A 22,664-nucleotide genomic window follows, 5' to 3' on the forward strand; every position below is an offset into this window, starting at 1 on the left:
GGCCGGAATGGAGCTTGTCTTGGGCGGGCTTGGTTTGCTACGCCAGGGAGGATCGATGGTTCTGCCATCAGTCACCGTCGAGTGAATTCCTCTCTGGATTGAAAGTCATGATTCTCTGCCGCGCGAACATTACGTACCCCGGTCTCTTGATCGGTGGGATCCTGATCGGTTCGACGTGGGTGATGGCGAATACGGCGTCAGCGCAACAGAAATGGGACGCTTATTTTCCTCAACCGGTGCATGTGGCGCATGTTGGCGGGTTGAGCGAATTGGGGAGCGAGGAGCGAACGGATGATCGTGCGAAGGAGGATGCAATCTCCTCAAAAACATCTTCTCGCCGCAACGCGGCACAGCGAAACTCACCGACACTAGCGAGACCGATGGATGGTTCAATCGATCGGGCTTCGCACGTCGAGCCTGCCTCGTCCGTGCTCCAGTCGATCGATCAAGACGGGCGATGGGTAGAAATGCCGCAATCGGATTGGGAGCCGGATGCGAGATGGACGGCCGTTCCTGGGAATGCCGTGACGACGCCCTACGTGCCCGCTCCGCCGCATCGAGTGATTCAGTCGCCGCGTCCAGCACCGCAGCCAACGCCCGGGCACACGACAGCGGTCGTCCCGAGCACGCATCACGCCCAAGGCCAGACTTGGCTGGGTTATCAAGAAACGCCGGGGCAAACAAGCGTCGGCTACCAGAACCATTCTCCTACCGGTGTGAGTGGGTCAGCGTCCGGTGCGGTGCCGGGTCTGCATCATCATTTGCCAGACATGCCAGGTGTGGAGAACGATCCGCACAGCGTCGGACCCGGGCATCTCGGGATGGGCACCCATTGGTTAAAAACGCGTCCGCAACCGCGGCAGACGATCCCCGGCGCGACGGTCGCTCCGAGTTGGAAAACGCCGTATTCGTATGGCTATTTCGGCTCCGAAGGCAAACGCCACTGGACGCGACAACACGGATATCGTGACCGCTATCTGCAATGGACGTTGCGTTAAACGGTTCGCGGGGAGAAACTAGACGGTCTGAATGAAATACCGTTGACGTCCGATCTCCCCATTCACGCGAAGCCAGTCCGTTGTCCGATCGACCCTCTGCTCCCTCACCTTCTGAATCACGCCCTTCTGGTCCTCCGGCAGGCGGTCCGCCCGCTTCCGGTGGACGTCCTGGTGGTCCACCACCCGGTGTGCGCCCGCAAGCATCGTTGCCCGAACCGTCGGTGATTCCGGAGCACGGTTGGCACGTTGGTCACTACTTCTATCGCTTCCGTCGCGATTGCCTCGATGCTCCGTTAAGTGCTGAGTTGTGTGAGCAGTTTTGTGCGGCGTTGGCTCCGGGCGATGAGGACATGCCAAAGCGATTGGCGTCGTATTGGATCAGTGGGCATGACGCTGACTTCGGGTTTGTTGTGATGGATCCCGATCCGGCGAAAGTGGAAGGCGTTCATCAAGCTTTGTTGGCACCCGGAATTGGCCGCTGGATCGAACCGGCGTGGTCGTTCATCTCGGTGAGCGAAGTCAGCGAATACGTTCCCACGGTGGAGGCGTATCGTGCTCGATTGATCCGCGAGGGAGCCACGCCAGACACTCCCGAACTCGACGCAAAGGTTACCGCCTATGAACGCCGGTTGCCGATGATGAACCGTAACCGGTTGGAACCAGAGTTTCCCGAATGGCCGTCGGCGTGTTTCTATCCGATGAATAAGAGTCGGGTGCCGGGTGCGAACTGGTTCACCGAACCGTTCAGCCATCGCAACCAAATGATGGCCGAACACGCGCAGAGCGGGATGGCGTTCGCGGGCAAAGTGAGCCAGTTGATCTCTGTCGGCGTCGGTTTGGACGATTGGGAGTGGATGGTCACCCTTTGGGGACGCAACCCTCAGTACCTCAAGGACATCGTGTACAAGATGCGTTTCGACGAAGCGAGCGCGAAGTACGGAGAATTCGGTCCGTTTTACGTCGGATACCGGGCCAATGGCGACGAAATCCTGAAGCACTGCCGGATGAAGGGCTAGTCACGATGGCGTGTTGAACGCCGCCACGCAAGGCCAGAATTAAGGTGCCAGTAACAACACCGCGAGATCGTCCGGCTTGCCGGGCGAATCCGGAGTCGTGAGATTCATCCGGTCGCTCGCTAAGCGGATCAACGCGTTCATCCGCTGCAAAGGTTGGCCGACTCGGGCGAGTTGCGAGATCTCGCTCAGGTGCAAGTTATCAAACAACCCGTCGCTGGCAACGAGCACCGTGTCACGCGGCGTGAGCGTGATCGCGGGGCCGATTTCGATGTGCATGAATCGCGAGCCGACCAGGTTCGAGACAATGTGTCGCTCGTCATGATGCATCGCGTCTTCTTCGGCGAGCATGCCTGACTCGATCGCGTAACCGACCGGTGAGTGCGATGTCGATTTCCATTTGACCGTGCCACGTCCGCCGACAAAGATCGCCATCGAGTCACCGACTTGGTAACCACGTGCGATGCGGTTTTGAATCTCGACGACGCAGATCGTGGTCGCGGCGCCGGTTCCCATGTCGAGGATTTCCTCGTTGGCTTTCTCGATACCGTCGAGGATTGCGGGACGCAGGTCGTCGGATGAACCGTGGGTTGCGAGGCTTTCGGCTAGGCACTGAACCGCGATTGCGGACGCCTTGTATCCGACAGGGGCTCCGCCGACGCCGTCGGCAACCGCCAAAACGAGTCCGCCGCCGGGCGTTTGCACGACCACGGCACTGTCGTCGTTAGGTTCTTCTTTTCCGGGACAGGTTCGCGAGAACGCGACCACGCTTCCCTGTTCACCACGATGCAGCACGGGCGTTTCCATCTCGCTCTCGAGGTAGAAAGTCGTTGATGCGTCGAGGATGGTGGTCATGGAATCGGGAACCCGGAGGTCGACCATAATGGAAGCGGATTGGTACGAAAGGTGAATGCGACGGTAAAGTTTACGCCGTTTTCCGGTTGCGTTTGGCGAATCGAGTCGCTTTTAAGCGTGATTTCTCCCACGCCGCTTCCATTTTATCCGCATCGGCGAACCGGTCACGTGGTTTGATCGAAACGGATTTGCGGATAATCGCAATCAGGTCGGGATGAACGCGTTTCCGCATCGAGGCGGAGCCCGGAAATGGCCATTCGAACGGGTATTCTGGCCATTTTCCCGAAAACATTCGGTACGCGATTAATCCAAGGGAAAACACATCACTTCGTTTTGACGGTTTGCCCATCGCCTGTTCCGGGGCCATGTAACCAAGTGTCCCCGTCCCGGAGCCCTTGATCGTTCGTTGGGCGGCCTTCGCGATTCCGAAATCACCCAAACGCAAGTGATCGGTGTCAAAGAGCATCACGTTCTCAGGTTTGATATCGCAATGAATCACGCCTTGCCCGTGTGCGTAGGAAACCGCACTGAGCAGTTGGCCCGTGAAATCAAACGCGGTGTCAAACCCCATCCGGTTTTTCAGCCGATCGTCGAGCGTTCGTGACGCTAGCGGTGTGACGATGACAAATCGACCGTCGATAAAGCTCGCGTCGCGGATCGCCAAAATGTTGGGGTGTTCCAGCCCCATGGTCAATTTGGCTTCGCGTCGAAACTCATTGATCAACTCATCGGACACCCATTGAGCGTTCGGGATCTTCAACGCGACTTTGATCGATAGCAGCGTATCCGTCGCCGCGTAGACGTCCGCAAACCCGCCCTGCCCGATCCGTCGATCGAGACGATATTTTCCCAGGCGTCCATTGACCCGAAGCGGAGCCAGCGTGCCTGTGTGTGATGATGTGTGAGACGATTTGGCCATGTTCACCTGAGCGGCGGGATACGCTGTGCGTTCTTTCGTTGGAACCTTTGCGTGTGACCCGTTGAACGTAGCATATGCTTAAGATCGAAACACCGGGTTAAGTGTCCGATCCGTGCATTGACGTATCGTAGGAAGAGCTAAACGCCATCGGAAACGGAAGGATGATTGGACTGTCACCCAACGAAGCGTCGTCATCACGATGCTCTTCGTCACGCTCATCGGAGTGTTGGGTCGGGATGGGAAGTCGTTCTCGGAATTTCGAATCAAACGCCTCTTCGAACGATAGTGTTTGAACGAGCGGACGACCGAGTCGTTTTCTCGCGAATTGTTTGCCGAGGAATACCAGATCGTCGATTTTCGCCCGGCATCGACCTTGCAACGTGGGGGCCGACACGGAGGCATGGATCGATGGAATCGGGTGCGCGTTCAGTCGGCGTTTGTACTCTTCGTCGCCACGCATGTAGTCGACTCCCGTCGAGCCTTGGTCGTGGGCATACTTCAGGATCCAGGTGTTGAGCAGGGAGCCTGGTTTGATGTTTGCGAATTCATAGTCGACCCCGGTGCTGTAACAGTACAAACGCCCGTCATCACCGGCGAAATGCAGCTGCGTGGCGATGATCTTTTTGGCTCCTGTGTCGGGATCCGTGTGCACCAGCGACGGCAAAAACAGGCGGCCGTGTGGGAGTGCCTCGAGCGCCGACGCGAGGACAAATTCTTTCATGCCCTGAACCGCGTAGGATCCCGATTCGCCCTGGGATTGCCAATGACGTTGATGGAGTTCAACGAGTTTCTCGATCGTTTTGGTCACGGAGGCTTCATCATCGGCGATCCGAATCGACAGGTCGCTCGCCGGGTGTTCGGGGCCGGCCTCACCGACCCGAATGATGGTGGCGCGGTGACGCCGTCGGGCCCGTCGCGAACTCGTTTCCACGAACGTGTCCCAGTCATCACGACAGGGGAGGAACCAAATGTTCATTCGAGAGGTCAGGCAGATCTTCGCGTCGCGCCGTTCGAATTCCTGCAGCAGGCTTTGCATGCCGGGATCACCTCCGACGATTCCGTCGAACATCAACCGATCCCAACCGAGTTGTGTGTCCGATGCCTGCGCGATCAAGAAGTCCACAATCGCTTCGGTCACGACCGCCAAATTTTCTGGACGCGCAAGGACCGAGACGTGATCGGTGCACACATTGCCACCGGCGATCGTTTGCCAACCGCGGCGACCGCAGCGTTGTAGCGGCATGATTCCGCAGACGTTACCGTGTTCGTCCAAAACAGTGACGAACAAGAGTTCATGCTGGTCGCCGAATTGGCGGCACCAGGACAACAACCATGATGATTGCCTAAACGGGATGCCGCTGGATAAGGCGTCCCACTGCAGCGAGTGTTCGAAAAGACTTTCAGCGTGCCGGTAGGCGATGATGGTATTCATGCGAAATCCTAGGACAGGTAACTCATGCGAGGCTTCGCCGGGGGGAAGGTTTGTTTACAATCGTGAGCATCGCGGTCGACCGGATCGCCATAAACCTTAAAACCCCACCTATCGAGATTCGCCGAAATGATAGTTTTAGTTTTGACACGAAAGCTGTCCTTCTGTTTCGCATGTGCATCTGCTGTGTTGACAATCGGCGGCGTTTCTTCGCTGTATGCGGAATCGCCCGTGACCGTTTCCACTCAGCAAACGGCTGAATCCGGCGAAGAATCCTGGTCTCGATTTCATGGTCCAAACGGAATTGGTAAATCGAGTCATGGGGAATTGCCTGAATCGTGGACCGCGGATGAGTACACGTGGACGGCGTCTCTCCATGGCACCGACGTCGGTTCGCCAGCGGTAACGGGGACACAGGTGTTTGTTCTTGATTCGAGTGGCCGTAGTGCGACGCCCGGAGCATCGGGGGCGATCGATCTGGTCGCGATCGATTTGGAATCGGGGAAGGAGCAATGGCGTCGCAGTCATCCGGTGGCGGATACCAAACGACACACACGTAATTCGCCTGCGTCAACCACACCCGCGGTAGCCGGCGACCGCGTTTACATTGCCTATGGCGATGCCGACGGTGCTTACCTGTATGCGTATTCTCTCAAAGGAGCGCCGCTGTGGCAGCGTCAGCTCGGATCTTGGTCGGGCGTGCACGGGTTCGGGACCAGCCCGATGGTGGTCGGCTCGCAGGTGATTTTGTTTAACTCGCAACAGTCCGACGAGTTGGCGCCGTGGCAAGTGAAGGGGGCCAGCCGAATGATGGCATTTGATGCCGCGACGGGCGAAGACCTTTGGAACACACCGCTGCGAACGACGCGTCCGTGCTACGGGGTGCCCGCAGTCTATCAACCGCCGAACGAGAATCCGCCAGCGTCTAACGATGTGCCCCTGCAGCTCGTCGCCGCTAACAAGGGCAACGGGATGTTCGGGTTGGATGCCAACACGGGTGAGATGCTCTGGTCGTTAGATGTGTTTAACAAACGTTGTTGTGCGTCCCCTTTGTTGGTAGGCGATATCGCGATCGCGAGTTGCGGCAGCGGCGGAGGCGGAAACGTTTTGTCGGCGGTGCGTATTCCCAAACGTCCAGGTGAATCACCCAAAGAACTCTTCCGCGTGACCAGCGCGGCACCCTACGTGCCGTCTTCGGTAGCCAAAGACGGTTTGTTATTCACCGTGTCGGACAGTGGAATCGCGAGTTGTTTCGATCTCAACGACCAGGGACGCAAACGATGGAGCCAACGGTTGGGTGGGAACTTCGGAGCGTCGCCGATCATCGTCGGTGAACAGCTCTTGTTCATTTCGCTCGACGGAACGGCGCACGTAACACGTGCCAGTGGCGCCAAAGAGCGAGTCAGCAGCTTCGAGTTGGGCGGGAGGGTTGGTGCCACACCCGCTGTTTCGTCGTCGTATTTGGTTCTGCGAGTCGGCGGGAAATTGCATTGCCTTCGTATCACCGGGCGAGGATCGCAAGGCTAAATGCGAATTTAATTGGCTGCGTGAATCGTTACGCGTGAGGGGGAGGCTGCGAAAATTGCTGCTGAAAAACGAAGTTTGGTTTGGACTATACTCCAACCCGTCGACGGCAAGCCTGATCGAGCTGCCGTTGATCTCATCGCGAAGCTTCTCTCCTCTCTCTTCTGCATCAAGCCATGAATTCGACCACTCAGCGTTTCGGCGTTTGTAAAAAACTGCTTCTGTCCGCCTTCCTTTTTGTCGGCTGCGGGCAATACGCGCAAGCGAATGATGACGCCGAAGAGGCAGCGAAGGAGGTAACCGAAGAGGTTGTCGCCGAGGATGATAAGGCAACGGACGATGGGGCCGAGAAAGCTGAAGTTGAGGAAGTCATGGAGAAGGAGGCTGCCTCTCAAGAAGACGTTGCAGAGAAGGCTGAATCGAAGGACGAAGCGGACGAGGGTGCTGAAGATGAAGATAAGCAGCCCAAGACGTTCGCCGAACGAATGGAAGCCTTGAAAGCGGACGCGTCGAAGAAGCTTTCCGAGGTTGCCGACACCGCCAAGTCAAAAGTGGCCGAGGCAAAAGAGGTTGCTGGTGTCGCGGTAGCGGACGCGAAGGCGGAAGCCGGCAAGGCAGCGGACGCAGCAAAGGAAGCTGCCGCATCAGCCGGTGAACAAGTCACGGCGATGAAGGAGGAGGCGGTCAAAAAGATCGCCGACGTTGCCAAACAAGCCGAATCGAAAGCGGTTGTTGCGAAAGAGGTCGCCGGTGTGGTTGTTGCGGACGCGACGGCGGAAGCCGGTAAAGCAGCGGACGCGGCGAAGGAAGTTGCCGCAACAGCCGGTGAACAAGTCACGGCGATGAAGGAGGAAGCGGTCAAGACGATCGCCGATGTCGCCGAGCAAGCTGAAACGAAAGCGGTAGAGGCAAAAGAGATTGCCGAAGAAGCGATTGGGGACGTGCGGACTGAGTCGGCCAAAGTTGCCGATCGAGTCAAAAGGCCGGCGTGGGTGGGAGCGAAGATGGAGTCGAGTTCGCTTGTGATCCTCTCGATGGTCCCCTTTTCACCGGCGGCGGTGTCAGAGTTGAAAATCGGTGACCAGGTGATTTCGATCAATGGCAAACAGGTTCACACGATTCAGGACGTCAAGGAACGTCTGTCGGCTACCGGAGCCGGTGAGAAGATGCGTCTCGTCATCAGCCGCGGCGGCGTTTCAAGGAGTATCTCTTTGACGCTCGGCAGTATGGAAGACAAGCGGGCGGTCACTTCTCGCTAGTGCGGCGGCGAGAAGTTCGCGTATCGCGATTCCTGAAGGTGTCCCGGTCTCGGCTGACTTCGGTCGGGCAGTTTATCAGTCGGGCGGTTTTTCGCCGTGAAATTTCGCAGAAATGGGCGAGCAAGAGCGACGGGAGGAGCGTTCACTGCCACGCAGGTTCGCCTCTTGTCGCGGCCGACGGTGGGGCGCCGACCACGACTCAAGTGCAACCTGGCTTCGCTAGCAAAGATGAATCTGCCAAACCGTTCTCATCGGCACGCCCCTTGAGATGCCGATAAGGTCGCATGCGTGCCGCTAGGCGATTCTACCGGCACGCATGTCTACCTTAGGGCTTTTTTGTTCGGGGGGCAAGTGTATTTATGAAAAATGAAGCACTGCGGTTTATTGTCGTGCGGTCTGCGGATCGAGAGGCAGGATCTCGACGGGCATGATCACGTCTTCGCTGCGGATCAAACGAAAGTTGTCGCAGCGGTTGAGGTAGAACTGGCGCGGTTCTTCGCGGCAGAGGCAAAGTCCGAGGAATCGATCTTGGGAGGCAAACCGGATCGGGCTGACGGTCCGTCGGGTGCGATTGCCTTTGCTGTCAGAGTATTCGAACTCAACGACCCACTCATCGGCGTCCAACATGGCGGTTCGCAGCATTTGCATGGGCGAAATGGTGGAGCGTTTGCGGGGGGCGGTGACGGCGACCGAGGCGGGAGCGACGGGGTCGAGATAAAGCGTGGCGGTCGACATGATTTTTGAGTTGGGTAAGCGTTGGGATCGAGGGGAGAAATGATCCACTCCTGGGATACCGGAATCATCGGCGACCCCGGTGACACGTTTGGTCACTCATGCTGATTTTGCGACGAAACACGGTTCTTTTGCGGGATTCACGTCGCCGTGGGCGGCGATGCATGGATTATCCAGGGGTCGGTTTTTCATGTGATTGAGCTGCGTCCTTGTAGCTCGAATGACGGTGACTTTTTGCCGGAACGATCTCGACAACCTGGTGGTTGGTTGGGCTATGATCGGCCGGGTGGCGAGGCGAACGGATCCGCAGTGCGTGTGAACGCGAGGCTCTCGCCTGACCGAACCCATTCCATTCCATTCCTGTTCTTCTGCGGGAGACGATCGTTTGCGATTCCCGCTATTGCCAAGTCGATTTTTCGCGATCGTGTTTGGGTGGCTCGCGTTGAGCGTCGTTTGTGTCGGCAACGTGTCCGCTCAGTCGTTGGTTCCGCCCCCACTCATTCTGAATGCGCCGCGGAACTCAGAACCGTCGGCCAACTTCGACACACGGGGCCCGGCTGCGGCGCGAGCCCGTGTCTCGGCGAGCGACCGTATTCCTGAGGAGCGTGTGGTCAGAAACCCCGCGGCTAGCGATCCAGTTTCGTTGGCCGAGACGGTAACCGCGGGCGTGTCGATGACACCGGAGCAGACTCGTCAGTCGGTGCAGTGGTTGGCCGACCAATTGCTGATGCACGTGCCCCGCCGGATCGATGGCGATGACGATTGGGGTGAAACCAAAAAAGTTTGGGCCGGTGTGAAAGTCCGCCGAGACGGATGGGAGCTGAAAACCCATCGTCGGTGGAAAGAGCTGCGGCATGGACGTTGGGTCCGGTATGAAATCAAGTTGCCTCCCAATTCACCTGCGAGTTCGCTTTCGCATTCGGATGAGGCACCGGGGCCGTTGCAAGGTCTCGGTTCGGTTGTTCATGCCAACGTTCAGCCCGTTAGCGACACCATTCAAATTCACAGTGTTACGTCGGTGACATCGGAAGATGGTTTTCGGCGGTGGCATGTTGATGCGTCGGTGTACACGCCTGCGGACTTTGCCGTCCGAGTGGAGCGATGGAATTTGGGGACGCAGTGGTACAGCATCGAGATTGTGGGCGACATGCGTTTGCGGATGCGAACGGAGTTAACGATGGCGATGGAGGCCGATTTTTCGGAAGTGCCGCCCGCGATGCAACTGGACGTGCAGATTGAAAAGGCATCGTTGAACGTGGTCCGTTTCGAGGTCGACCGGATCAGCAAGCTCGGAGGCGATGTCGCCGAAGAGATCGGCGATTTGGCCGAGAAGACCATCGGCAAGTCGTGGGTTCGTAAGGAGAACGCGAGGCTCGTCAGACGATTGAACGAGGCGATCGCTGATAATCGCGATTCTCTGCGGTGGTCGATGGCCGGTTGGCTTGGTCAATTGGGGCAATGAACTTTCTTTGTCACGCGTTGCCTCATCTCGTCTCGTCGTCACTCGAGTCATCGATCCAGGCGGTTTGCACCGGCGTCCCTGATTTTCTGTCGGTGATCGATCGAAAGATCCGTGCGCGGGGACGTGCGGCTGAGCCTTTTCTGGATTCGGAAGATCCGGTCATGCGTGCCGTCGCACGGGGCATCACTGCACATATTTCCGATGACCGTTGGTTCCACGGCGGCGTGACGTTCGCTCGCATGAATTTGGAGTTTGCGGTCGAGTTGCGAGACCGATTGCCGGGCGATTCTGGGTTCCGTCCCTCTTTCGTTGGCCACATCCTGATCGAGATGTTGTTGGATTCCAATTACGTGATTCATCAACGGGGGTGGGCCGATCTCTATTACGATTTGTTTGACGAAGTGCCGATGGATGCGATCGCGGATTGTGTGAATCGAATTTCGGGCAAGCCGACCGAAAAGATTCCTTCCACTTTGCGGCGATTCGCCGACACCCGGTTTCTCTATGACTATGCCGACGACACGTTGTTGTTGATGCGACTCAATCAGGTGATGTCGCGGGTTGGATTGGCGGCGTTGCCTGAGGAGGTGCGGCGGTGGTTGCCGGAGGCTCGCGCCGAAGTGCTGCGTAATCACGAGCGTTTGCTCAGCTATCCGGGGCAATCGACGCCCTACCCGCCGCTAGGGTAAACTTCTGCACCAGAAGTGTACGTGTCCCGTTTTCCCGTTGAGTTAGGTGAAAAGAATCCGATGAAGTATGGCATGAATCTGTTGTTGTGGTCCGGTGAAGTGACCGCAGAGATGCTGCCGGTTTGCGATCAGCTCAAACAGGCCGGTTTCGATGGCGTCGAATTGCCGATGTTCAATCTGGACCTGGACTACGCCGAATTAGGCAAGCAACTCGATTCGCTCGGATTGGGCCGAACCGCGGTCACGATTCGGAACGAAGAGGACAACCCGATTTCATGCGACCCCGCGATCCGGAAATTGGGTGTTCAACGCAACAAGCAGACCCTCGATTGCTGTGCCGCCGCGGGCGTCGAAACGCTCGTCGGTCCTTACCATTCGGCGATCGGTTTGTTCAGTGGAAACGGACCGACTGAGGACGAGTGGAAGTGGGGCGTGGAAAGCATGCGGGAGATGGCAGAGTATGCCGGAAAGGTTGGTGTGCGGTTGGGCGTTGAAGCCTTGAACCGGTTCGAATGCTATTTCTTGAACACTCATGGCGACTCGACGCGATTCGTTCGTGAAGTCGATCATCCCGCCTGTGGGATCATGTACGACACGTTCCACAGCAACATCGAAGAAAAGAGCATCACTGACGCGGTCAACGCCGCCGGCGACAAGTTGTTCCACATTCACATCAGCGAAAATGACCGCAGCACACCAGGCACCGGTGGGATCAATTGGCAGGAAAACTTCGACGCGATCGTCGGATCCGGCTACGACGGATGGTTGGTGATTGAGGCCTTCGGGTTGGCGTTGCCCGAAATTGCCGCGGCGACCAAGATTTGGCGTCGTATGTTCACCGACGAAATCACCCTCGCCAAAGAGGGGCTCGCGTTCATGAAATCCGAAGTCGAAAAGCGCAAAGCGAACGCGTAGGCGGGGTGGCGAGTTGACCCACTCCCCCTAACCTCCTCTCGACGTTTCTGCTGCCTGCCTGCTAAGGTGTTGCCTCCGATTTGAGGACGTTTCCTCATTTTTCGTCCGCCTAGCAGGCATTCGTCGTGATTCTGATTCTAAAAAACGGTGCAACTGACGAGCAAATCGATCACGTCATTCGACGGGTCGAGGCGATGGGCCTGCAATCGCATCTCAGCCGTGGCACGTTCCGCACGATTGTCGGGCTGATCGGTGAGGAATCAGACATCAACAAAGAGGCTCTGCTGACTCTGCAGGGTGTTGCTCAGGTGATTCCCGTTCTCCCTCCATACAAGCTCGCGTCTCGCGAAGCTCATCCCGAATCGAGCGTGATTGACGTCTCCGGTGTGAAAATCGGCGGCGGGAATTTGGGGATGATCGCGGGACCGTGCAGTGTCGAGGACCGCGACCGGATGATGCGGATCGCTGAGAGCGTCTGTGAATCAGGGGCAAACGTGTTTCGCGGCGGTGCTTACAAGCCGCGAACCAGCCCGTACGCGTTCCAGGGACTCGGTGAAGCCGGATTACAGATCCTCCGTGAAGTCGGCGACCGTTTCGGCGTCCCCGTGGTAACCGAGGTTACCGACCCTCGTAACGTCGAGCTCGTTTCGCAGTATGCCGACATGTTGCAGGTCGGAGCGCGGAACATGCAGAACTTCGTGTTGCTGACCGAGGTCGGCCGGAGTCGACGCCCGGTGCTGCTCAAACGAGGCATGAGTGCCACGATCGCGGATCTGCTGATGAGTGCGGAATACATTCTGTCCGAAGGCAATTCGAACGTTGTTCTGTGCGAGCGGGGAGTCAAGGGTTTTGACCCTTCGACGCGGAATCTGTTCGATGTCGCCGCCGTGCCCGTGGTCCAAGGGTTGACGCACCTGCCGATCATCGTCGATCCTTCGCACGCGACCGGGCGGCCTGATTTGATTCCGCCATGTGCATTGGCGGGGCTCGCGGCCGGGGCCGATGGCGTCCATATCGAAGTGCATGATTGCCCCGAAGAGGCAAAGAGCGATGGGCCGCAGGCATTGTTGCCGGAACAATACAAACAAATTTCGCACCAAATGCGATTGATGGCCGACCTGCTCGGCAAGACCATTTCCCCGTTGGCGAAGACCGCCGGCGGACCCACTCCACCCAAACCACCCTCCGAGGCTCTCGCGTGACTCGTCGTATCTTGATCGCCGGAAACTGGAAAATGAACACGCGATCGGCTGATGCCGCTTCGCTCGCCAAAGGCATCGTCGACGCCGTGGGCAAATCGCCCGCTGTCGAAATCGCCCTTTGCCCACCTTCGGTTTACCTCGCCTCGGTTTCAGAAGTGACCGCGGGTACCCCCGTCGAACTCGGGGCACAGAACCTCTACGCCGCCGATGACGGAGCCTTCACCGGTGAAGTCAACGCCGCCATGTTGACCGACGTCGGTTGCCAATTCGTGATCCTCGGACACAGCGAACGGCGGCAATTGATGGGCGAAACCGACGCCTGCGTGAGCAAGAAACTGCACGCCGCTTTGGCCGGAAACCTGATCCCGATCGTTTGCGTCGGCGAAACGCTCGAACAGCGCGAAACGAACGAAACCGAAGCCGTCATCGAATCCCAAATTCGCGGTTCGCTCGAGGGTCTCGACGAAGCCCGTGCGGCGGGCATCGTGATTGCCTACGAACCTGTTTGGGCGATCGGCACCGGGAAAGTGGCGTCCAAGGAACAAGCGGAGGCGGTCCACGCCTTTATCCGCGATTTACTTGGTAAAATGTTTACGCCCGGCGTGGCGGAACAAATCCGGATTCAGTACGGTGGCAGCGTGAAGCCCGGCAATGCAGCCGAATTGCTCTCACAACCGAACATTGATGGAGCCCTCGTCGGCGGTGCCAGCCTCAAGGTTGAGGATTTTGTCGGCATCATTACCGCGGCGCCCGCCTCCTAGAGTTGCGGAAGTCACTCAGGCTTTTGCACCCACTCCCAACGAACCTTTCACGCATTTGGTTCCTAAAACGGACTGAACAACCATGACGATTTCCCTTCACCTCACTCAATTTTTTCCGCTGGCTAACTTTGGCAGCATGGTCTTGGGGATGCTAATGGCATTCCTCGCTGTGTTTTTGATCATGTTGATCTTGTTGCAACGTGGCCGCGGTGGTGGACTCAGCGGTGCCCTCGGTGGTGCCGGTGGCCAGAGTGCATTCGGCAGCAAGGCGGGCGATACGTTTACTGTGTTGACGATCTCGTTGGCCGGTGTCTGGATTTTCGTTTGTGCGTTCGCGATGTGGTCGCTCGGCATGCACGCTCCGGCGGTTGCCGATTTGATCGAACCGGAAGTGAGTGCGGGCCCTGGATCTGACGACGCCGAAGACATCGCCAGTGGTTTGGTTATCCCGACCACTGAGGGTGAAGAAGATTCCAGCGATAACGGTGATTTGGTGCCCGCGGGTGCCGAAGCCGAATCGACGGGTGACGAAGAGGAAGCTGCAGCCGACGAAAGCGAATCGGAGCCCGCAGCCGATGCATCCTCGGAAGAGGAATCGACCGACGAAGAGAAAACCGAGTAACCACTCTCTTTCGACGCCACCTCAGAATTCACACGATCGCCGAACTTCATGACTGACGACCTTTACCCGCATTTGCGAAGCATGACCGGGCAAGGACGCAGCGAAGTTTCCGGCGAGCACGGAAATCTGGTTGTTGAGTTGCGTTCGGTCAATCACCGCGGGCTGAAGCTCGTTCTGCGGACCAATGACGCCCTCAACGCATTCGAAGGCGTGATCACCGAATCGGTTCGCGGACAAATCGAACGTGGGACGGTCACGATTCACGCGACGCTCAAGCCCCCGCCAGGCCAGGGGCTGCCTCGGGTCAACCAAGCCGCTGTGGCGGCCTATGCCAGCGGTCTCGCCGAAGCCGCACAAGGGCTCTCTGTCCCCACGCAAATCGATCTGAGCGGTCTGTTGGCCCTGCCAGGCGTGCTCTCCACCGAATCGGTCGCGGACGAAAGCGACGCGGTGATCGAGCGGCGGCGTCAATTCGTCGCCGAAGGTGTGGTGGCGGCCGTCGAACGTTTCAACCACATGCGACATCACGAAGCCGTCGCAATGGCGCGCGTGTTGCAATCTGTTTTGGCGACGATTCGTGAGCGTGCGGGCATGATTCAGGAACTCGCGCCGGGGGTGATCGGCCGTTATCGCGATCGTCTGCTCGAGAAAATTCAAAAACTACTCGCCGAACATCACCTCCCCGTTGAACCGGTGGACGTGATTCGCGAGGTTCAGTTGTTCGCCGACCGCAGCGACATCAGTGAGGAGTTGACCCGCTTGGCGAGCCATCTGGAACTGTTCAGTGGTGTTTTGGAGGGGACCCACACCGCTGACGCAAAATCGGATGCTCGTGGAGAAATCGCGAACGAAGCGGTCGGTCGTAAGCTAGATTTTATTATTCAAGAGATGTTTCGCGAAACCAATACGATCGGCAGCAAGGCGGGCAACGCCCGGATTGCCGAGCACATTGTGGAAATCAAATGTGCGATCGAACGGATGCGAGAACTCGTGCAGAATTTGGAGTGATTACCGACATGGCACTAACAACCGATTCCGAACCCGTGAGCACTCCGGCATCCCCGAACGATTCGGCTGTCCAAAAAGGCCAGTTGGTGATTGTCTCTGGACCGAGCGGTTCGGGGAAATCCACGGTGACGAAGCGACTCCGCGAAGTTTGCACGTTACCTCTGGCACCGTCCGTTTCGGCAACAACCCGAGCGCCGCGCGATGGTGAAATCGAAGGCGTGGACTACTTTTTCCTCTCCGACGACGAATTTCAACGTCGACGGCAGGCGGGGGAATTCCTCGAAGCGAAGCAGGTTTTCAGCCTCGGACACTGGTACGGAACGCTCGCCGACCAAGTTGCCACTGGCCTAAACGCAGGAAAGTGGGTAATTTTAGAGATTGACGTGCAGGGCGCCTTGGCGGTTTTAGAGGATCCTCGCTACGCCCCCATCACCATTTTCATCCATCCCGGCAGCATGACCGAACTGGAGCGAAGGCTTCGGGACCGCGGTACCGAGACGGAAGTGGCGATCCAGGCACGACTCAAGACCGCAGCCCGCGAAATGGAATCGCGTGACGTCTACCAACATCAAGTCATCAATGAGACCGTCGACCAAGCGGTCGATGATATCTGCCACATTTTGCAAATTCACAAGGAATCCACTTCGTGCTCGAAGAACTAAAAGAAGAAGAGATCGTCAACAAAGTCGGCGGGCGATTCAAGCTGAGTACGCTGATTCAAAAACGATTGGTCCAACTCAACCAAGGTTCCCGCGCGCTGGTGAACATCGACACCCACGATAAGATGTCGATCGTGTTGCAGGAAATCGTCCAGAATAAGATCTTCCTCAACCTCGATAACGAAGTCGAAACGGCCGACGATTTGGATACGATCGTTGCCGCAGCGGAAGCTCCCGAGTTGGACGCATCGGACCTCTAAAGATCCGGTTTTGATCCGCCCCTTGCATCGTGCGTCGAAATTCCGCGATGCAGATTGAACATCGCAATGCGACTGGCTCACGAGCCGGTCGCATTTTTTTGCGCTGTCGCTCTCCTGATCACGGTGTCTCGCTGGCGAGATAATGCGATCGACGGTGTTAACTGAGAATCAGTTTGACGCCCGTTGCTAACATCACGGCGACGAGAAAGAAGAACACGAATCGGCTGCCGCGTTCAATTGCCAGTTTCGCACCGACGACGCCACCGGCGATGTTGCCTGCCGCCATCACGAGTCCGGGAACCCAGTCGATCATGCCGTGGACTGCAAACACGATTGCAGCGGCTAAGGTGACGACTAACCCGATGCTGTTCTTGATCGCATTGGATGAAACGAGTTTGGAATCGGTGAAATAGCTCATCGCCAAGAGCAACAAGATTCCCATCCCGGCTTGAATGAATCCGACGTAGACGCCGATCGCAAAGAAGACCGGAGATCGCCAGATCGCCGGATAAGTCGGATGGTCACCGGACTCAAGGAAACGTTTCGGGTTGGCAATCAACAGGATCGCCATCGCTAAAAAGAGAAACCCGAAGGCGCGTTCGAAAGCGTCGCCAGGCAAGTAGACCGCGAGGAGAGCACCGAAGGGGACACCCAGTAATGTTGGGATGGCGAGTCGGATCGTCGCCTTGGAATCCAGGTGTCCGTGTTTCCGAAACGTCAGGACGGCCGATCCGGTCGAGCAGAGAATCGCGACCCGATTGGTCGCGTTGGCAGTCTTGGGGTCGAGTCCGAACAGCATCAGCGCGGGTAGCGTCAGAAACGAACCGCCGCCGGCCACTGTGTTGACGATGCCCGCGAGAAACCCCGCGACTACGAGCGAGCCGTAGAGGAAAATCTGCCAGATCAAAAGAGTCTCAGTTTTTAGTAGCTCGAGTCGGCAGGCGATGCGGTCGCGATTGAGATTGCAGGCAGACCGAGTTCTTCACGGAGTGGATCCAGGATCGCTTGGGTTCGGCTGGCACCGCAGCGGGTCACGCCGAGTTCTCGCACTGCACGGAGGCCTTCGAGGTCGCGAACACCGCCAGCGGCTTTGATTTGCACGTGCTCGGCGGAGTGCTTTCGCATCAAACGCAGGTCCTCATGAGTCGCGCCGCTGCTGCCGAAACCGGTCGACGTTTTGACCCAGTCGGCATTCAGTTCGGAGCAGATCTCGCAGAGACGAATCTTTTGTTCGTCGTTGAGATAACAGTTCTCGAAGATCACTTTGACTTTTTGGCCCGCCTCATGGGCGACTTCGATGACGGCGGCAATGTCGCTGCGGACGTAGTCCCATTTACCGCTAACGACGCTGCTGATGTTGACGACCATGTCGAGTTCTTCGCATCCGTCGGCAATCGCCTTCAACGCTTCGGCACGTTTGACTTCGGTCGTGTTAGCACCATGAGGGAAACCGATCACGGTTGACGTTTTGACGGTGCTGCCGGCGAGCATCTCGGCCAATCGGGGAACATAGAACGGCATGATGCAAACGCTCGCGACGTCATAGGCCAGTGCCATCTTCACACCTGCCTCGATCTCTTTGCTCGTCATGTTCGGTGTGAGCAACGCATGATCGATCATCTTGGCGAAGTCGTTGTATTGCTGGCTCATGCTGGGGTCGCGGTGTTCAGGGGGGAAGGTTGATCAGAGAAGAGGTTGTCGGAAGCGAGCCGACATGGGGGCGTACGAAAGGTCGGCGATTCTAACAGGCGAGGTTCCTAGCCGCCATATTGCACGCATCCGGTTCGCGTCTGCGACTCGTTGGATCGACAGGTGGTTACGAGCATTCGCGAATGCTGACGCAGCGTTGTCGTGCGACAACGATGTGATCGAGAACTGAGATTCCGATCAGTTTGCCGGCTTCGGTGAGTCGTTCGGTGACCGAGTGGTCCTCGCGGCTCGGCGTCGGATCGCCCGATGGATGGTTATGCACCAACAGCACCGCGGACGCGGCGTCGCGAATGGCGGGACGAAACACTTCACGCGGGTGAACGAGCGAGGCGTCGAGTGTGCCGATGGTGATCCGGTGCGACCGAATCGGTTTGTGTTTGGTGTCGAGCGTGACGATATGGAATTCTTCCTGCACGGCGTCTCCGGCGAGGTACGCGAATTTTTCGGCACAGTACTGAGTCGCCTCCAGTGTGCTGGTGATTTTGTGGATCACGACGGGGCGTTCCCGGAGAGCTTCGGTGGCCCGTTTGCCGAGTTCGAGTGCGGCGAGTATTTGGCAGTAGCTCGCTTTTGTCACCGCAGGGGTGATCTCTCTGAGTTCCGGCAGCCCGGCGTCGCGGAGTCGATCGAGTTCATCGTGGAAGCGGTTGGCGAGTTTTTGAGCGCCCGTTACTGCGGACTCGCCAACGACTCCGACGCGAATCAGGATCGCAAGAAGATCGGCATCCGATAGCGAGGCGGCACCGAGACGCATGAGTCGCTCACGTGGACGTTCTTGTTCCGGAGTCTCCTTGACTTGGTCGCCGTGAATGCGTCGATCGATCCATTGATTGACCAATCCGACGGGATCGCCTGCGGCCCACTCGTACAGGATTTCGTCATCCTCGCGAACGGTTTCCAAAACCCCGGCTCGGACGACTTCGTTGATCGTTCGGGTGACGAAACTGGCCGTTTCTTCGTCAACGAGGTCAGACATTTCGCTCCGTCGAAACCGCGATCGCTGCGTCAGCGGGTAGAGCACGCCCTGGTAACGCTTGCGTCGTTGTTCACTCATTGGCGGCGGTTCTCGATTCGAGGTCGGCGGGTTGTCGGATCGCTCGAGCACCGGAGAATGTGCTCAACGATCTACCCAAATGCGTTTCACGAGGTCCCGTTCGATGCCGAGCATTTTCAGTAAAATCATTGCCCGAGAGATCCCCGCAGACATCGTATACGAAGACGACGACTGTTTGGCGTTTCGGGATATCTCGCCTAAGGCCCCCGTTCACATTTTGGTGATTCCCAAACGAGAGATCGTTTCGTTGGCGGATCTGAGTGCGGACGATGAGGCGGTGATGGGGCGTTGTGTGGTCGTGGCGTCGAAGGTCGCGGCCGAGGAGGGCCTTTCGGGTGGATACCGTTTGGTCGTCAATTGTGGCGACGATGGTGGCCAAGAGGTGCCGCATGTGCATTTTCATTTGCTAGGCGGTCGTAAAATGACTTGGCCCCCCGGCTGATCGTTTTGAGCAGTGGGCTCGCCGTGAGTGCAAGTGCTGCGTGGGGCGATATGGATTGCTAGGGCAGAACCAAGTATGGGGCGGTGCGCACTCTAGATGGGCCGGATTCGACGTGAAACGGTTTTGGTAAAGTTTGCGGGCTGAGCGGACGATAACGATTGTGTGGCCGAGTTCTCACGCGTGAGATTCGGCTGTTTGTCGTGGTCTCGCGTTGTCGAGTCTGTGACCCAAAATCCGCCCATGTGAACACGGACGTTTGCGATGAACTACGCCGCTCAATCCCTTTTGCTCGTTTTCGGTTTGACCCTGTCGGTCGGTTGTTGTGGACCGATGTGGACCCCTGGTTGCGGCACCGGTTGTGCCGGTGGATGTGCCACCGCATGTAGCGATGGTTGCGGATCATGCGGCGGTTGCGGCGAGCTGTACATCGATCCTTGGATCAACGATCCGGCTGATTGCTGTGACCCGTGTGATTCATGTGGCAACTACAACGGGCAATCGTGCGGCAAATGCCGTCCCGTCTTTGCCGGCGTGAAGAGCCTTTGGGGCTATCGTTGTGACGACGGGTGTGGTGCCGGTTGTGATGGTGCCTGCGGTGGCGGATGCGACGGCGGTTGCGATTCGGGTTGTGGTTGCGACGGCGGTGTTTACGGATCAGGCGTCGGACATCCTGGCGGAGTGGTCAGTGGGTATGTCAACGGCGGTGACATGGAATATGACGTTCGCGATGGAGAGACCATTGTCGAGTCAAGTATCACGAACAATCCACCGACCGCGTCTTCGAGCAACCCTCGCATCATCTCACAACCTCGCGTGACACGACGTCCGAGCAATGCTCGGCAAATCTTCCAACCTCGCCGAGTTGACGAGACACGATCGGCTTTGGCGTACTGAGCAACGATCGGCGATCGTTGTCGCGTAGCAGAACGCCGGTTCTCGGACGCAAATCACAAACGTGATCTGAGCAGCACGACAAACTGGATCGCTCGTTGTGAAGCAATCCGTTCGTCTCTGATGCTGAATCCGATATCGGCGACCTATCCTTGCACGGTCGTGTTGGATTGGTCCATCTGCAGATGCACCATGTCTTGATAGCGCCCACCGAGTGCGAGCAATTCGGCGTGAGTGCCGGTTTCGATCACTTCGCCGTCTTCGAGCATGACGATCAAATCGGCGCCGATGATCGTGCTCAATCGGTGCGCGATCACCAACGCGGTTCGGTCTTCGAGCAACTCTGACAGGCTCTCCTGAATCAGTCCCTCGCTCTCGCTGTCGAGATTGCTGGTGGCTTCGTCGAGTATCAAAATTTGTGGATTAGCCAGGATCGCTCGTGCGATCGCGAGTCGCTGGCGTTGCCCGCCTGAGAGCTTTACGCCACGTTCGCCGATCAATGTGTCGTACCCGTGTTCCAGTTTTTCGATGAACTCGTGGGCTGCTGCCGCAGAGGCCGCTGCAATCACATCGGTACGGCTCGCCCGAGGTCGAGCGTAAGCGATGTTCTCGTGAATCGATCCGTCGAACAAAAAGACATCTTGTTCGACAATGCCGAGTAAGGAACGGTAGCTCGAGAGTTGGATGTCGCGAAGGTCAACGTCGTTGTAGAGAATGGCTCCTTCGGTGGGATCGTAGAAGCGAGCGATCAAGTTGGTTAGCGTGGTTTTACCCGCACCACTGCGTCCGACCAATGCAACGGTTTGGCCAGGTGCGATCTCGATCGAAACGTCCTTCAACACTCGCGTTTCGCTGCCGGGGTAAGCGAACGAAACGTTACGCAACGAGAGCGATCCGCCGCCGACGTGGGACCGCAAACGAGTTGCACCCTCGCGGCTGGGCAGTTCCTCTTCGACGTCGAGTACGTCGAGGATTCGATCCAATCCGGCGAGGTTGTTTTGGAACATGACCGCACTGCCTGCGATCGTTGCCAGAGGATCAAGCAACATTGTTAGGTAGACGAGAAACATCATCAGGTCACCGAGGGTGAGTTCGCCCTGTGTGATTTGGTAACCGCCGTAAAGCAACAATCCTGTCGAGGCGAGTGGAATGACGACTTCCCAGATGGTCTCGATGATCCGCATCCACCACCACGTGAAAAGTTGTTGGCGGACGAGGAAGTCTCCTTCGCGAACGTAACGCGATGACTCCGTGCGGGCACGCGAGAACGTCCGCACGACTCGAATGCCGCCAAACGTTTCGGTTGCTCCGCTGTCGATCCGTTGACGTTGTTTGCGAACGTCGCGAAAGAGTGGTCGGATGCGATTGATGTAGGTGCGATGGGTGATCCAGACGACCGGCAAGAGGATCAATCCGCCGAGCATCAGTTTCCAGTCGACGAACATCAAGATCACTAGCGATCCGGCAAACTGCACGATCGCACGCCATGGGTTGTACAGCATGCTGAAGATGAGATCGGCCACACCACCGGCGTCCTCACGGATCAGGCTCGCGACGCCGCCACTCTTCATCGAGTAGACGTGATGCAGCGGTAAGCGAACGGCGTGCTCGAAAACTTCTCGGCGGATCGAAACTTGGGCTTTGTTGACGGACTTTGTGGCCAGCCAACGTCCAACGAGATTGACTGCCGTGCCGATTGCGGTCAGGACCGTCACAACGACCGCGATCGCAACGAGTGTCCGCATCGGCGAAGTAACGGGGTCGCCGAGCACCCATACCACACCCGGCAATTCAACTAGCCATGCCGGAAGTGGTGACGGTGGTTGCGTCAGCACCGAGTCGATCGCGAGCTTGGTTCCCAGTGGTGGGATCAACCGCAACGCGATCCCAAACGTCAGGAATGATAACGCTGCCAGAATGCTGCCGCGGTGCGAGGCAATCAATCCCCAGAACGCCTTAAATAGTTCGAAGAAGGAACGCTCGCGGTCGCCGATTTTCTTGCGGCTGCGGTTCGATCGCGACTCATCAACGTCAGAATGAGCGGCATGGGGACCCGTTTGGACGCCGCTGTGACGTTGGCGAACGGAAGAACGATAGTTATCGAATCGACGACGACTCGGAAGGATGGTCATAAAAAACGATGGCGGCAAGAAAAGAAAAAACGCAGGCACGGAGCCGGTCGGCAGTGCACTATCCCGGTTCGTCCAGCCACGATGGCCGATGGCGGTTGCTCGTCCGAACGATGTCATCCTAACGCGGC

The 22,664-nt window shown here is 57.6% G+C and carries 23 protein-coding genes; 15 read left to right on the plus strand and 8 right to left on the minus strand.

Annotation, left to right across the window (positions count from 1 at the left end; genetic code table 11):
* Nucleotides 1-107 precede the first annotated feature (107 nt).
* Both FHS27_RS01130 and hemQ read left to right on the plus strand, forming a co-directional pair.
* Nucleotides 108-998 carry a hypothetical protein gene (locus FHS27_RS01130; RefSeq protein WP_184300574.1) on the plus strand — a complete coding sequence of 297 codons (891 nt, stop codon included), beginning with the start codon at nucleotides 108-110 and terminating at the stop codon, nucleotides 996-998.
* A 206-nt stretch (nucleotides 999-1,204) separates the two neighbouring features.
* A complete protein-coding gene (hemQ, locus tag FHS27_RS01135) occupies nucleotides 1,205-2,014 on the plus strand; it encodes a hydrogen peroxide-dependent heme synthase (protein ID WP_184301173.1) in 810 nt (269 codons plus the stop codon).
* Nucleotides 2,015-2,053: 39 nt separating this feature from the next.
* On the opposite strand, the gene FHS27_RS01140 is transcribed toward hemQ, so the two are convergent.
* The 3 genes from FHS27_RS01140 to FHS27_RS01150 form a co-directional block, all read right to left on the minus strand.
* Nucleotides 2,054-2,866 carry a PP2C family protein-serine/threonine phosphatase gene (locus tag FHS27_RS01140; protein ID WP_246418972.1) on the minus strand — a complete coding sequence of 271 codons (813 nt, stop codon included), beginning with the start codon at nucleotides 2,864-2,866 and terminating at the stop codon, nucleotides 2,054-2,056.
* Between the two features lie 70 nt (nucleotides 2,867-2,936).
* Nucleotides 2,937-3,785 carry a serine/threonine-protein kinase gene (locus tag FHS27_RS01145; RefSeq protein ID WP_044255735.1) on the minus strand — a complete coding sequence of 283 codons (849 nt, stop codon included), beginning with the start codon at nucleotides 3,783-3,785 and terminating at the stop codon, nucleotides 2,937-2,939.
* Between the two features lie 97 nt (nucleotides 3,786-3,882).
* Entirely contained in the window at nucleotides 3,883-5,217 is a 1,335-nt protein-coding gene (locus FHS27_RS01150) for a GNAT family N-acetyltransferase (protein ID WP_184300579.1), read from the minus strand.
* A 228-nt stretch (nucleotides 5,218-5,445) separates the two neighbouring features.
* On the opposite strand from FHS27_RS01150, the gene FHS27_RS01155 reads away from it, so the two are divergent.
* Together FHS27_RS01155 and FHS27_RS01160 are read left to right on the plus strand one after the other, a co-directional pair.
* Nucleotides 5,446-6,741, plus strand: coding sequence for an outer membrane protein assembly factor BamB family protein (locus FHS27_RS01155; protein ID WP_315854449.1), 1,296 nt, complete (start codon nucleotides 5,446-5,448; stop codon nucleotides 6,739-6,741).
* Between the two features lie 173 nt (nucleotides 6,742-6,914).
* Nucleotides 6,915-7,997, plus strand: a complete 1,083-nt coding sequence (locus FHS27_RS01160; protein WP_184300582.1) for a PDZ domain-containing protein — start codon at nucleotides 6,915-6,917, stop codon at nucleotides 7,995-7,997.
* A 381-nt stretch (nucleotides 7,998-8,378) separates the two neighbouring features.
* On the opposite strand, the gene FHS27_RS30910 is transcribed toward FHS27_RS01160, so the two are convergent.
* A complete protein-coding gene (locus FHS27_RS30910) occupies nucleotides 8,379-8,828 on the minus strand; it encodes a transcriptional regulator (RefSeq protein WP_246418974.1) in 450 nt (149 codons plus the stop codon).
* Between the two features lie 301 nt (nucleotides 8,829-9,129).
* Between FHS27_RS30910 and FHS27_RS01170 the strand changes: the two genes are divergently transcribed.
* From FHS27_RS01170 to FHS27_RS01210, 9 genes are all read left to right on the plus strand, one after another.
* A complete protein-coding gene (locus FHS27_RS01170; protein ID WP_221224788.1) occupies nucleotides 9,130-10,191 on the plus strand; it encodes a hypothetical protein in 1,062 nt (353 codons plus the stop codon).
* On the plus strand, nucleotides 10,188-10,880 hold the full coding sequence (locus FHS27_RS01175) for a hypothetical protein (protein WP_184300585.1): 693 nt from the start codon (nucleotides 10,188-10,190) through the stop codon (nucleotides 10,878-10,880). Before FHS27_RS01170 ends, FHS27_RS01175 begins: the two co-directional genes overlap by 4 nt.
* Before the next feature lie 60 nt (nucleotides 10,881-10,940).
* Nucleotides 10,941-11,795, plus strand: a complete 855-nt coding sequence (locus FHS27_RS01180) for a sugar phosphate isomerase/epimerase family protein (protein ID WP_184301186.1) — start codon at nucleotides 10,941-10,943, stop codon at nucleotides 11,793-11,795.
* Nucleotides 11,796-11,920: 125 nt separating this feature from the next.
* Nucleotides 11,921-12,997 carry a 3-deoxy-7-phosphoheptulonate synthase gene (gene aroF, locus FHS27_RS01185; RefSeq protein ID WP_184300588.1) on the plus strand — a complete coding sequence of 359 codons (1,077 nt, stop codon included), beginning with the start codon at nucleotides 11,921-11,923 and terminating at the stop codon, nucleotides 12,995-12,997.
* Nucleotides 12,994-13,758, plus strand: coding sequence for a triose-phosphate isomerase (gene tpiA / locus FHS27_RS01190; RefSeq protein ID WP_009101323.1), 765 nt, complete (start codon nucleotides 12,994-12,996; stop codon nucleotides 13,756-13,758). Before aroF ends, tpiA begins: the two co-directional genes overlap by 4 nt.
* Nucleotides 13,759-13,840: 82 nt before the next feature.
* On the plus strand, nucleotides 13,841-14,380 hold the full coding sequence (gene secG / locus FHS27_RS01195; protein WP_184300591.1) for a preprotein translocase subunit SecG: 540 nt from the start codon (nucleotides 13,841-13,843) through the stop codon (nucleotides 14,378-14,380).
* Between the two features lie 48 nt (nucleotides 14,381-14,428).
* The gene (locus FHS27_RS01200) at nucleotides 14,429-15,388 is read left to right on the plus strand and encodes a YicC/YloC family endoribonuclease (protein WP_246418975.1); all 960 of its coding nucleotides are present in this window, start codon (nucleotides 14,429-14,431) and stop codon (nucleotides 15,386-15,388) included.
* A gap of 35 nt (nucleotides 15,389-15,423) precedes the next feature.
* On the plus strand, nucleotides 15,424-16,050 hold the full coding sequence (gene gmk / locus FHS27_RS01205) for a guanylate kinase (protein WP_044255721.1): 627 nt from the start codon (nucleotides 15,424-15,426) through the stop codon (nucleotides 16,048-16,050).
* Nucleotides 16,035-16,307, plus strand: a complete 273-nt coding sequence (locus FHS27_RS01210; RefSeq protein ID WP_009101316.1) for a DNA-directed RNA polymerase subunit omega — start codon at nucleotides 16,035-16,037, stop codon at nucleotides 16,305-16,307. The genes gmk and FHS27_RS01210 overlap by 16 nt, the downstream gene beginning before the upstream one ends.
* A 157-nt stretch (nucleotides 16,308-16,464) precedes the next feature.
* Here the strand turns inward: FHS27_RS01210 and FHS27_RS01215 are convergent, their stop codons facing one another.
* The 3 genes from FHS27_RS01215 to radC all read right to left on the minus strand — a co-directional run bounded on the left by FHS27_RS01215 (nucleotide 16,465) and on the right by radC (nucleotide 19,071).
* Nucleotides 16,465-17,214 (minus strand): sulfite exporter TauE/SafE family protein, encoded by a 750-nt coding sequence (locus FHS27_RS01215; RefSeq protein WP_184300594.1) that lies wholly within the window; start codon nucleotides 17,212-17,214, stop codon nucleotides 16,465-16,467.
* Nucleotides 17,215-17,228: 14 nt separating this feature from the next.
* The gene (gene deoC, locus FHS27_RS01220) at nucleotides 17,229-17,957 is read right to left on the minus strand and encodes a deoxyribose-phosphate aldolase (RefSeq protein ID WP_184300597.1); all 729 of its coding nucleotides are present in this window, start codon (nucleotides 17,955-17,957) and stop codon (nucleotides 17,229-17,231) included.
* Between the two features lie 166 nt (nucleotides 17,958-18,123).
* Nucleotides 18,124-19,071: a RadC family protein gene (gene radC / locus FHS27_RS01225; RefSeq protein WP_184300600.1), complete on the minus strand. Its 948-nt coding sequence runs from the start codon at nucleotides 19,069-19,071 to the stop codon at nucleotides 18,124-18,126.
* A 103-nt stretch (nucleotides 19,072-19,174) separates the two neighbouring features.
* On the opposite strand from radC, the gene FHS27_RS01230 reads away from it, so the two are divergent.
* Nucleotides 19,175-19,513: a histidine triad nucleotide-binding protein gene (locus FHS27_RS01230; RefSeq protein WP_184300604.1), complete on the plus strand. Its 339-nt coding sequence runs from the start codon at nucleotides 19,175-19,177 to the stop codon at nucleotides 19,511-19,513.
* Nucleotides 19,514-19,774: 261 nt separating this feature from the next.
* The gene (locus FHS27_RS01235; RefSeq protein WP_184300607.1) at nucleotides 19,775-20,407 is read left to right on the plus strand and encodes a hypothetical protein; all 633 of its coding nucleotides are present in this window, start codon (nucleotides 19,775-19,777) and stop codon (nucleotides 20,405-20,407) included.
* A 143-nt stretch (nucleotides 20,408-20,550) separates the two neighbouring features.
* On the opposite strand, the gene FHS27_RS01240 is transcribed toward FHS27_RS01235, so the two are convergent.
* Nucleotides 20,551-22,536, minus strand: coding sequence for an ABC transporter ATP-binding protein (locus FHS27_RS01240; RefSeq protein ID WP_184300610.1), 1,986 nt, complete (start codon nucleotides 22,534-22,536; stop codon nucleotides 20,551-20,553).
* Nucleotides 22,537-22,664: the final 128 nt, after the last annotated feature.

Origin of the sequence: Aporhodopirellula rubra (genome assembly GCF_014192335.1) — a bacterium.
Lineage (GTDB): Bacteria > Planctomycetota > Planctomycetia > Pirellulales > Pirellulaceae > Rhodopirellula > Rhodopirellula rubra.

Bases quoted from the DNA above. Each gene is read 5' to 3' on its own strand.
- FHS27_RS01130 (WP_184300574.1), top strand. From the start codon at position 108: ATGATTCTCTGCCGCGCGAACATTACGTACCCCGGTCTCTTGATCGGT.
- FHS27_RS01140 (WP_246418972.1), bottom strand. From the start codon at position 2,866: ATGACCACCATCCTCGACGCATCAACGACTTTCTACCTCGAGAGCGAG.
- FHS27_RS01145 (WP_044255735.1), bottom strand. From the start codon at position 3,785: ATGGCCAAATCGTCTCACACATCATCACACACAGGCACGCTGGCTCCG.
- FHS27_RS01150 (WP_184300579.1), bottom strand. From the start codon at position 5,217: ATGAATACCATCATCGCCTACCGGCACGCTGAAAGTCTTTTCGAACAC.
- FHS27_RS01160 (WP_184300582.1), top strand. From the start codon at position 6,915: ATGAATTCGACCACTCAGCGTTTCGGCGTTTGTAAAAAACTGCTTCTG.
- FHS27_RS01175 (WP_184300585.1), top strand. From the start codon at position 10,188: ATGAACTTTCTTTGTCACGCGTTGCCTCATCTCGTCTCGTCGTCACTC.
- FHS27_RS01180 (WP_184301186.1), top strand. From the start codon at position 10,941: ATGAAGTATGGCATGAATCTGTTGTTGTGGTCCGGTGAAGTGACCGCA.
- secG (WP_184300591.1), top strand. From the start codon at position 13,841: ATGACGATTTCCCTTCACCTCACTCAATTTTTTCCGCTGGCTAACTTT.
- FHS27_RS01200 (WP_246418975.1), top strand. From the start codon at position 14,429: ATGACTGACGACCTTTACCCGCATTTGCGAAGCATGACCGGGCAAGGA.
- deoC (WP_184300597.1), bottom strand. From the start codon at position 17,957: ATGAGCCAGCAATACAACGACTTCGCCAAGATGATCGATCATGCGTTG.
- radC (WP_184300600.1), bottom strand. From the start codon at position 19,071: ATGAGTGAACAACGACGCAAGCGTTACCAGGGCGTGCTCTACCCGCTG.
- FHS27_RS01230 (WP_184300604.1), top strand. From the start codon at position 19,175: ATGCCGAGCATTTTCAGTAAAATCATTGCCCGAGAGATCCCCGCAGAC.
- FHS27_RS01235 (WP_184300607.1), top strand. From the start codon at position 19,775: ATGAACTACGCCGCTCAATCCCTTTTGCTCGTTTTCGGTTTGACCCTG.
- FHS27_RS01240 (WP_184300610.1), bottom strand. From the start codon at position 22,536: ATGACCATCCTTCCGAGTCGTCGTCGATTCGATAACTATCGTTCTTCC.